The sequence below is a fragment of the Streptomyces sp. AcH 505 genome (assembly GCF_000818175.1).
Taxonomy (GTDB): Bacteria; Actinomycetota; Actinomycetes; order Streptomycetales; family Streptomycetaceae; genus Streptomyces.
This window is the reverse complement of record NZ_JTIY01000001.1, coordinates 445,697-453,617: the sequence shown is the minus strand read 5'-3', so window position 1 is coordinate 453,617 and position 7,921 is coordinate 445,697. Positions and strand designations below refer to the sequence as shown.

Below are 7,921 nucleotides of genomic sequence, written 5' to 3'. Positions count from 1 at the left end.
GCCCCCGGAGGCCGCCAGGTAGAGTTCGCAGATCAGCAGACCGTATGGTGAGGCCCCCAGTGTTGACGCAGACCACCACCCGGGTCCTCGAACCCAGCGAACTCGGCGCAGCGCTCGCCATCCTTGAGAGCGAGCCGGTCGCCAACGCCTTCGTGACCTCGCGCGTCCAGGTGGCGGGACTCGACCCGTGGCGCCTCGGCGGCGAGATGTGGGGCTGGTACGCCGACGGACATCTGCGCTCGCTCTGCTACTCCGGAGCCAACCTCGTCCCCATCTGCGCCACCCGCGAAGCCGTACGCGGCTTCGCCGACCGCGCCCGCCGCACCGGCCGCCGGTGCTCGTCCATCGTCGGACCCCTCGAAGCCACCACCCAGCTGTGGCGGCTGCTGGAACCCAGCTGGGGCCCCGCCCGCGAGGTCAGGGCCAACCAGCCGCTGATGGTCACCGAGCAGATCCCCGCCACCGTCACGCCCGACCCGTACGTGCGCCGGATCCGCAAGGACGAACTCGAAACGATCATGCCGGCCTGTGTGGCGATGTTCACCGAAGAGGTCGGCGTCTCACCGCTCGCCGGCGACGGCGGCCTCCTCTACCAGGCGCGTGTGGCCGAACTCGTCGGCGCGGGGCGCTCGTTCGCCCGGATCGACAACGGCAAGGTCATCTTCAAGGCCGAGATCGGCGCCGCCACCCACCGGGCCTGCCAGATCCAGGGCGTCTGGGTCGATCCCGCCTATCGCGGCCAGGGCCTGTCCGAGACCGGAATGGCCGCGGTCGTCCGGTACGCGCTGGCCGACGTCGCCCCCGTCGTGAGCCTGTACGTGAACGACTACAACACCCCCGCCAGGGCCGCCTACCGCCGGGTCGGTTTCCGTGAGGTGGGCGCCTTCATGAGCGTGCTGTTCTGAAAGTAGGGTTCCGCACATGCTGAGCATCCCCGGGGACGACCCCCGGACCCCCGACGTGCAGGTAGGGCCGGTCGATCTCACCGCTCGCGTGGACGACGCCCTCGCCGTACAGGCCCTCGCGTTCGGGCTCAGCGACGACGAGATCGACGTACGCCGGCACATCGTGCTCCGGCATCTGATGTACCCCGGCTGCCGCTCCTTCGGGGCCACCACCGACGAGGGCAAACTCGTCGGGTTCGTCTACGGGCTGCCCAACCAGCGCACGCACTGGTGGTCGACCGTCGTCGAGCCGTATCTGCGCAGGACCGAGTCGGACAGCTGGCTCGACGACTCCTTCGTCATCACCGAACTGCACGTCCACCCCGGCTACCAGGCCAGGGGCATCGGACGCGCGCTGATCACCGTCATCACCGACGGGGTCACCCAGCCCCGGTCGATCCTGTCGGCGATCGACGTCGAGAGCCCGGCCCGGCATCTGTACCGCCAGCTCGGCTACCAGGACCTCGCGCGCCAGGTCCACTTCCCGAGCGCGGCGCGGCCGTACGCGGTGATGGGGGCGACGCTGCCGTTGCGCAGACCTGGGGCGGTCGCCTCGGACGCGTGATGTCCGGGCCGTGTTTCGTGTGTCCCGGGCCCGCGGTCCGTGTGTCCCGGGCCGCCGTCCGCGTGGAGAAGTGATTTCCGGGTGCGGGTGCGGCACGGCTAATCTCCTGGCATCACCCGAGAGAACGCAGGAGTGCTCCCCATGCCCCAGGTCCAGCGCATGTCCCGTTTGATGGCCAAGACATTGCGCGACGACCCGGCCGACGCGGAGACGCTCAGCCACAAGCTGCTCATGCGCGCGGGTTACGTCCGCCGCACCTCCGCCGGCATCTGGAGCTGGCTGCCGCTGGGCAAGAAGGTCCTCGACAACGTCTCGCGCGTCGTACGCGAGGAGATGGACGCGATCGGCGCGCAGGAGGTGCTGCTGCCCGCGCTGCTGCCCAGGGAGCCGTACGAGGCGAGCGGCCGCTGGGAGGAGTACGGCGACCTGCTGTTCCGGCTCAAGGACCGCAAGGGCGCCGACTATCTGCTCGGCCCGACGCACGAAGAGATCTTCACGCAGCTCGTCAAGGACCAGTGCACGTCCTACAAGGACCTGCCGGTGATGCTCTACCAGATCCAGACGAAGTACCGCGACGAGGCCAGGCCGCGCTCGGGCGTGCTGCGCGGGCGCGAGTTCCAGATGAAGGACTCGTACTCCTTCGACACCACGGACGAGGGCCTGGCCGAGTCGTACGCCCTGCACCGCGCCGCCTACCAGGCCATCTTCAAGCGGCTCGGGCTCGACTTCCGGATCGTCTCCGCGGTCTCCGGCGCGATGGGCGGCTCGGCGTCGGAGGAGTTCCTGGCACCGGCAGCGGCGGGCGAGGACACGTTCGTGGACTGCCCGGCGTGCGACTACGCGGCCAACACGGAGGCGGTGACGTTCGTGGCGCCGGCGGTTGGCGCCGTCGACCACCCTGCCGTCGAGGAGCTGGACACGCCGGACACCCCGACCATCGAGTCGCTCGCCGCGCTCCTCGGGGTGCCCGCTTCGGCCACGCTGAAGAACCTGCTGGTCAAGGTCGACGGCGAGATCGTCGCCGTCGGTGTGCCGGGCGACCGCGAGGTCGACCTCGGCAAGCTCGGCGAACACCTCGCCCCCGCGGTGGTGGAGCTGGTCACCGCCGAGGACTTCGAGGACCGGCCGGATCTGGTACGCGGCTACGTGGGCCCGCAGGACCTGAAGGTCCGCTACATCGCCGACCCCCGGATCGCGCCGGGCACGGCGTGGATCACCGGCGCGAACCGGACGGGTACGCACGCGCGCAACGTGGTCGCCGGGCGGGACTTCGAGGTCGACGACTACCTGGACGTCGTGGTGGTCGAGGCGGGCGACCCGTGCCCGGCGTGCGGCGCGGGCCTGACCCTGGACCGCGCGATCGAGATCGGCCATATCTTCCAGCTCGGCCGCAAGTACGCCGACACCTTCCAGCTCGACGTGCTCGGGCAGCAGGGCAAGCCGGTGCGGGTGACGATGGGCTCGTACGGCATCGGCGTCTCGCGCGCGGTGGCGGCGCTGGCCGAGCAGTCGGCGGACGAGCAGGGGCTGTGCTGGCCGCGCGAGATCGCGCCGGCGGACGTGCATGTCGTGGCGGCGGGCAAGGCGCTGCAGACGGAGCTGGCCGTGTCGGTGTCCGAGCAGTTGGCCGCCGCCGGGCTGCGGGTGCTGGTGGACGAGCGTCCCGGGGTGTCGCCGGGCGTGAAGTTCACGGACGCCGAGCTGATCGGTGTGCCGCAGATCCTGGTGGCGGGGCGGCGCTCGGCGGAGGGTGTGCTGGAGCTGAAGGACCGGCGCAGTGGTGAGCGCGAGGAGCTGACGGTGGCGGAGGCGGTGGCTCGGCTCACCGCGGTCTGAGGTTTCCGGCCTTCCGGCTTCTGGGCTGTCTGGGCTTCTGGTCTGGGTGCGGGTGCGGCTCGGTTGCGGGTCCCTGGTTGCGGTTGTTGCCGGGGGCCGTTCCGGGGTCGTGTCCTGCGCTGCATGATTTACGGCGCGTACTCCCGTGACGCGGAGCCACCGCCGAGATGCGCCACAAATCACGCTCTACGCTCCGGACACCACCCCTGCACGACCCCCTTCACAGCCAGGCCGCGAACTCCAACAGCAGCTCGGCCGCCTGGCGGTGACGGGCCGTCAGGGCGCGGGTTGCGGATTCCGCGGCGCGGAACAGCGTCCAGGCGCGCAGTCGGTCACGGTCGACGTCCAGCGAGTCCGCCAGCCGGTTGATCCGGCGTCGGGCTGCCGAAGCGCCGGCGTCCGAGGCGACCAGGTCTTCCACCCGGTCGCGTACCAGCCTCGCCAGGTCGTACGCCCGCTCACCCACCAGCGGCTCGGGGCCCACGGCCAGCCAGGGTGTCCGGTCGGCCGCCAGGACCTTTCCCTGGCGGAACGCGCCGTGCAGGAGCATCGTCTCCGTCGGACCGGTCATGAGGTCCGCTCGGGCCTGGAGCGCTGCTGTGATCAGGGGGGCCGCGGTTTCGTCCTGGGTCGCGGCCATCGTTGTGGCCTGGCGTTCCGTGCGGGTCTCCACCGTTTCGAACCCGTGGTCCGCCGGCGGCTCCACCCACAGGCGTCGCAGTGTGCCCGCCGCCTCCAGCAGGGCCTTGGCCTCCGGGAGCGAGCGCAGGGACATCTCGGGGTGCAGGCGCTCCACCAGCAGTGCGTCGTCCAGGACCTCCGCCGCGCCCCAGCCCTTCCAGTGGGCCAGGGCCGCGTGTTCGAGCGCGGGGGCGGCGAAGGGTGGGGCGATCTTGAGGGTGGCGGGGGAGTCGTCGCTCCTGCGTACGAGCATCACCAGGCTGCTCCGGCCGCCGGGCGCCACGACCCGTTCGACGGTCAGGCCCTGACGGGTGACCGTTTCCTGGGCGAGGGCGGGCAGTCGGTCGAGCCACGGGGTGGCCGCGGATTCTCCGTACGTCTCGCCGAGCGTGCGCAGCAGACGCTCCGGCGGTTCAAAAGCCATACGTACGTAGTTCCCCTTCTGGGCTCACGACCGCTCGGCGAGTCCGGGAAAGGCTACGCCGGTGCCGCGCCAGCGCGCCGCGCGCACCGCTGCCTCGCGGAGCGCGTCGGCGGCCTGCCTGCGCAGCGGGCCTTCGGCGGCGCGTACGAGGTCGGAGTAGACGTCGGCGACCCTGTCCTCCAGGCGGGCGGCCAGGCGTTCCGCCGACGTCGCCCCCGCCACCGGGAACGGCAGCGTGTAGGCGGCCGCTGCGGCGGTGGGTTCGCCGCCCAGGTCGCGGACGGTACGGGCCAGGGCGTCGCGCCGGGCGCGGTGTGCCGCGTAGGCCGCCGACGCCTCAGCGCCGCGGGCCGTGCCGATCCGGCCGCCGACGACCCCGTACCCGTACACGGCCGCGTGTTCGGCGGCGAGTGCGGCCTGTGCCGCCTCCAGCGCACCGCTGCTCATCGGGCCGCTCCTTCGGTCAGCAGGTACGCGTGGGTGGCGCTCGCGGCGGCTACGGAGGCCAGCAGCCGGGCGAGTTCCGGGGGCGCGTCCACCAGGGCGGCCGTCTGGGCGTCCGTGGTGCGGCGGGCTGTCGTCGCCAGCGCCCTGAGTGCTTCGGCGGGGTCCGCTGAGACCGCGGCGGTCGGGCCCGGCGGCGGGGTGGCCGGCGGTTTCCTGGCGGGGGAGAGCGCCGCCACGTGCTGGGCGGTGGCCGCGCGCAGTGGTGCCAGGGTGGCGCGCTGGCCGGGGTGGCGGGCCAGTACCGCGTCGTACTGGGCGAGCAGGGTCCGGCTGGTGGCGGCCGTGCGGACCCTGAGGGTGTTCTCGGCGCGTACCGAGGCGCTTTCGCCGGGCCCGTGGCGGTCGGCGTCGGTCGAGGAGCAGGCCGTCAGCAGACCGGCCGCGGCGGCGCCCATGAGGAGCTGCCTCCGTGTCGTACCCACGCGTCTCTCCCTCGCAGTGATCATCGCAGGCGAGCGTACCTGCGGGTCAGCCCCATGTGGACGGCAACACCCCCTGGGACCGGATACCCTTGCCGTCTGACGCAGGACGATCCCACAACAGCAGACGCGGCCGAGGAGTCACCCGGATGAGCACCACCCAGAGCGAGAGGCTGCGCGGACTGCTGGAACCGCTCGTCAGCGCCAAGAACCTTGATCTGGAAGAGGTCGAGCTCTCCCGGGCCGGCCGGCGTCGTGTGCTGAGGATCGTCGTGGACTCCGACGACGGCGTGGATCTCGACGAGTGCGCCGAGCTGAGCCGCACCATCTCCACGACGCTGGACGAGACCGACGCCATGGGCGAGGACGAGTACCAGCTCGAAGTGACATCACCCGGGGCCGAGCGCCCGCTGACCGAGCACCGCCACTATGTGCGCGCCGTCGGCAGGCTCGCCAGGTTCCAGCTTCCCGAGGGCGAGCTGGTGGCCCGGATCCTGGCCGTGGACGACGAGGGCCTTGATGTCGAGGTGCCCGGGGTGAAGGGGCGGAAGCCCACCGCCCGCCGGCTGGAGTTCGCGCAGATCGCCAAGGCGCGTGTCGAGCTCGAATTCAGCCGCAAGGACAAGAAGGAAGAGGAGGCGTAGCCGTGCATATCGACGTGAAGCTCTTGAAGGGCTTGTCACAAGAGAAGGAGATCCCCTTCGACCTGCTGGTCGAGGCGATCGAGTCCGCCCTCCTCATCGCGTACCACCGCACCGAAGGCAGCCGTCGGCACGCACGCGTCGTACTGAGCCGGGACAACGGCGACGTGACGGTGTGGGCCAAGGAGGACGCCGCCGATCTGGAGGAGGGGCAGGAGCCCAAGGAGTTCGACGACACGCCTTCGGACTTCGGCCGGATCGCGGCGACCACCGCGCGCCAGGTCATCCAGCAGCGGCTGCGGGACGCCGAGAACGACGTCACGTTCGGCGAGTACGCGCGCCGCGAGGGCGATGTCGTGGCCGGCATGGTGCAGCAGGGCAAGGACCCGAAGAACGTCCTCGTCAAGCTGGACGACAAGCTGGAGGCCATCCTTCCGGTGCAGGAACAGGTGCCGGGCGAGAACTACACGCACGGGCTGCGGCTGCGCACCTATGTGGTCCGGGTGGCCAAGGGCGTACGCGGTCCTTCGGTGACGCTGTCCCGTACTCACCCCAATCTGGTGAAGAAGCTGTTCTCGCTGGAGGTGCCCGAGATCGCCGACGGGTCCGTCGAGATCACGGCCATCGCCCGGGAGGCAGGGCACCGCAGCAAGATCGCCGTGCGGTCGCTGCGGTCGGGCCTCAACGCCAAGGGCGCCTGCATCGGCCCGATGGGGGCGCGGGTGCGCAACGTGATGGCCGAGCTGCTGGGCGAGAAGATCGACATCGTCGACTGGTCGGAGGACCCGGCCGAGATGGTGGCGAACGCGCTGTCGCCCGCCCGGGTCAGCAAGGTCGAGATCGTCGACATGGCCGCCCGCTCGGCACGGGTGACCGTGCCGGACTACCAGCTGTCGCTCGCGATCGGCAAGGAAGGGCAGAACGCCCGGCTCGCCGCGCGGCTCACCGGCTGGCGCATCGACATCCGTCCCGACACCGAGCAGTCCGAGTCCGCAGATCAGGCCGAGGCCGATCACGCGTGACGATCTTTTCGGACAGCAGGTGTTCGAATCTTGCCCCGTAGGGGTGAGGTCCGTACGGGGAGGTAGACTTAATGGTGTCTGGCCGGACGAAGGCCCGAGCCTGCCCTGAGCGAACGTGCGTGGGGTGCCGGGAACGAGCGGCCAAAAGCGATCTGCTGCGCATCGTGGTGGACGGTGAACAATGTGTTCCCGATCAACGCGGTACGCTGCCCGGCCGGGGTGCGTATATGCACCCCGCCTTGGTCTGTCTTGATCTGGCGGTCCGCCGCCGGGCGTTCCCCCGGGCCTTCCGGGTCCAGGGACCGCTCGACAGCGTGGACCTGCGCCAGGCCGTCGAGGCAATCACAGCGCAGGCAGCACTGTAAGAAGACGTACGGCACGGAACCCCGTGCGGTTCAGGTACCTCGCGAGTTGGAAGTAGGTCGAGATTGCGATGAGCACTCGATGAGTACGCGATGAGTACGCCCATGAAGTAGCGACGGTCCGGCGGTAACCCGGACCTAAAAGGAGCGAAGTGGCTAAGGTCCGGGTATACGAACTCGCCAAGGAGTTCGGCGTCGAGAGCAAGGTCGTCATGGCCAAGCTCCAAGAACTCGGTGAATTCGTCCGTTCGGCGTCCTCGACCATCGAGGCGCCGGTTGTACGTAAACTGACCGACGCATTGCAGGGGCCCGCCGGCAACGGCGCGAAGCCCGCTGCGAAGCCCGGGGCGCCCCGCAAGGCGTCCCCCGCGAAGCCCGCGGCGCCCTCACCGGCGCAGGCGGCACGTCCCGCTGCCCCCAAGCCCGGTGTCCCGGCCCCCAAGCCGGCCGCCGCCGAGGCACCCGTGAGCAGCGCCCCCAGCACCAACGGCAGCACCCCCGCAGCGGCACCGAGCCCCGG

General features: G+C 70.8%; 10 protein-coding genes. 7 read left to right on the top strand and 3 right to left on the bottom strand.

All coding sequences use genetic code 11. The features are described 5' to 3' along the window. Positions 1-62 precede the first annotated feature (62 nt). The 3 genes from HY68_RS02030 (at position 63) to HY68_RS02020 (ending at position 3,345) form a co-directional block, all read left to right on the top strand. Entirely contained in the window at positions 63-905 is an 843-nt protein-coding gene (locus tag HY68_RS02030) for a GNAT family N-acetyltransferase (RefSeq protein WP_041994994.1), read from the top strand. Positions 906-921: 16 nt separating this feature from the next. Further along, a complete protein-coding gene (locus HY68_RS46170) occupies positions 922-1,509 on the top strand; it encodes a GNAT family N-acetyltransferase (RefSeq protein WP_041983811.1) in 588 nt (195 codons plus the stop codon). Between the two features lie 141 nt (positions 1,510-1,650). Next, entirely contained in the window at positions 1,651-3,345 is a 1,695-nt protein-coding gene (locus tag HY68_RS02020; protein WP_041983808.1) for a proline--tRNA ligase, read from the top strand. Between the two features lie 220 nt (positions 3,346-3,565). Here HY68_RS02020 and HY68_RS02015 read toward each other — a convergent pair whose 3' ends face one another. From HY68_RS02015 to HY68_RS02005, 3 genes are read right to left on the bottom strand one after another with little or no spacing between them, the layout of a single operon-like run. Further along, positions 3,566-4,450: an aminoglycoside phosphotransferase family protein gene (locus HY68_RS02015; protein ID WP_041983805.1), complete on the bottom strand. Its 885-nt coding sequence runs from the start codon at positions 4,448-4,450 to the stop codon at positions 3,566-3,568. A gap of 24 nt (positions 4,451-4,474) precedes the next feature. Further along, the gene (locus HY68_RS02010; RefSeq protein WP_041983803.1) at positions 4,475-4,897 is read right to left on the bottom strand and encodes a ferritin-like domain-containing protein; all 423 of its coding nucleotides are present in this window, start codon (positions 4,895-4,897) and stop codon (positions 4,475-4,477) included. Then, on the bottom strand, positions 4,894-5,403 hold the full coding sequence (locus tag HY68_RS02005; protein WP_041983801.1) for a hypothetical protein: 510 nt from the start codon (positions 5,401-5,403) through the stop codon (positions 4,894-4,896). Before HY68_RS02005 ends, HY68_RS02010 begins: the two co-directional genes overlap by 4 nt. A gap of 122 nt (positions 5,404-5,525) precedes the next feature. Between HY68_RS02005 and rimP the strand changes: the two genes are divergently transcribed. From rimP to HY68_RS01985, 4 genes are all read left to right on the top strand, one after another. Then, positions 5,526-6,020, top strand: a complete 495-nt coding sequence (gene rimP, locus HY68_RS02000; RefSeq protein WP_041983799.1) for a ribosome maturation factor RimP — start codon at positions 5,526-5,528, stop codon at positions 6,018-6,020. A 2-nt stretch (positions 6,021-6,022) separates the two neighbouring features. Continuing rightward, the gene (gene nusA, locus HY68_RS01995) at positions 6,023-7,039 is read left to right on the top strand and encodes a transcription termination factor NusA (protein WP_041983796.1); all 1,017 of its coding nucleotides are present in this window, start codon (positions 6,023-6,025) and stop codon (positions 7,037-7,039) included. 74 nt (positions 7,040-7,113) lie between these two features. Further along, positions 7,114-7,404, top strand: coding sequence for a YlxR family protein (locus HY68_RS01990; protein ID WP_078863873.1), 291 nt, complete (start codon positions 7,114-7,116; stop codon positions 7,402-7,404). Positions 7,405-7,553: 149 nt separating this feature from the next. Further along, on the top strand, positions 7,554-7,921 hold a 368-nt coding region (locus HY68_RS01985), incomplete at its 3' end, for a translation initiation factor IF-2 N-terminal domain-containing protein (RefSeq protein WP_041983790.1).

Coding starts and splice junctions, on each gene's coding strand:
- HY68_RS02015 (WP_041983805.1), bottom strand. CDS start 4,450: ATGGCTTTTGAACCGCCGGAGCGTCTGCTGCGCACGCTCGGCGAGACG.
- HY68_RS02005 (WP_041983801.1), bottom strand. CDS start 5,403: ATGATCACTGCGAGGGAGAGACGCGTGGGTACGACACGGAGGCAGCTC.
- HY68_RS46170 (WP_041983811.1), top strand. CDS start 922: ATGCTGAGCATCCCCGGGGACGACCCCCGGACCCCCGACGTGCAGGTA.
- HY68_RS02010 (WP_041983803.1), bottom strand. CDS start 4,897: ATGAGCAGCGGTGCGCTGGAGGCGGCACAGGCCGCACTCGCCGCCGAA.
- HY68_RS02020 (WP_041983808.1), top strand. CDS start 1,651: ATGCCCCAGGTCCAGCGCATGTCCCGTTTGATGGCCAAGACATTGCGC.
- rimP (WP_041983799.1), top strand. CDS start 5,526: ATGAGCACCACCCAGAGCGAGAGGCTGCGCGGACTGCTGGAACCGCTC.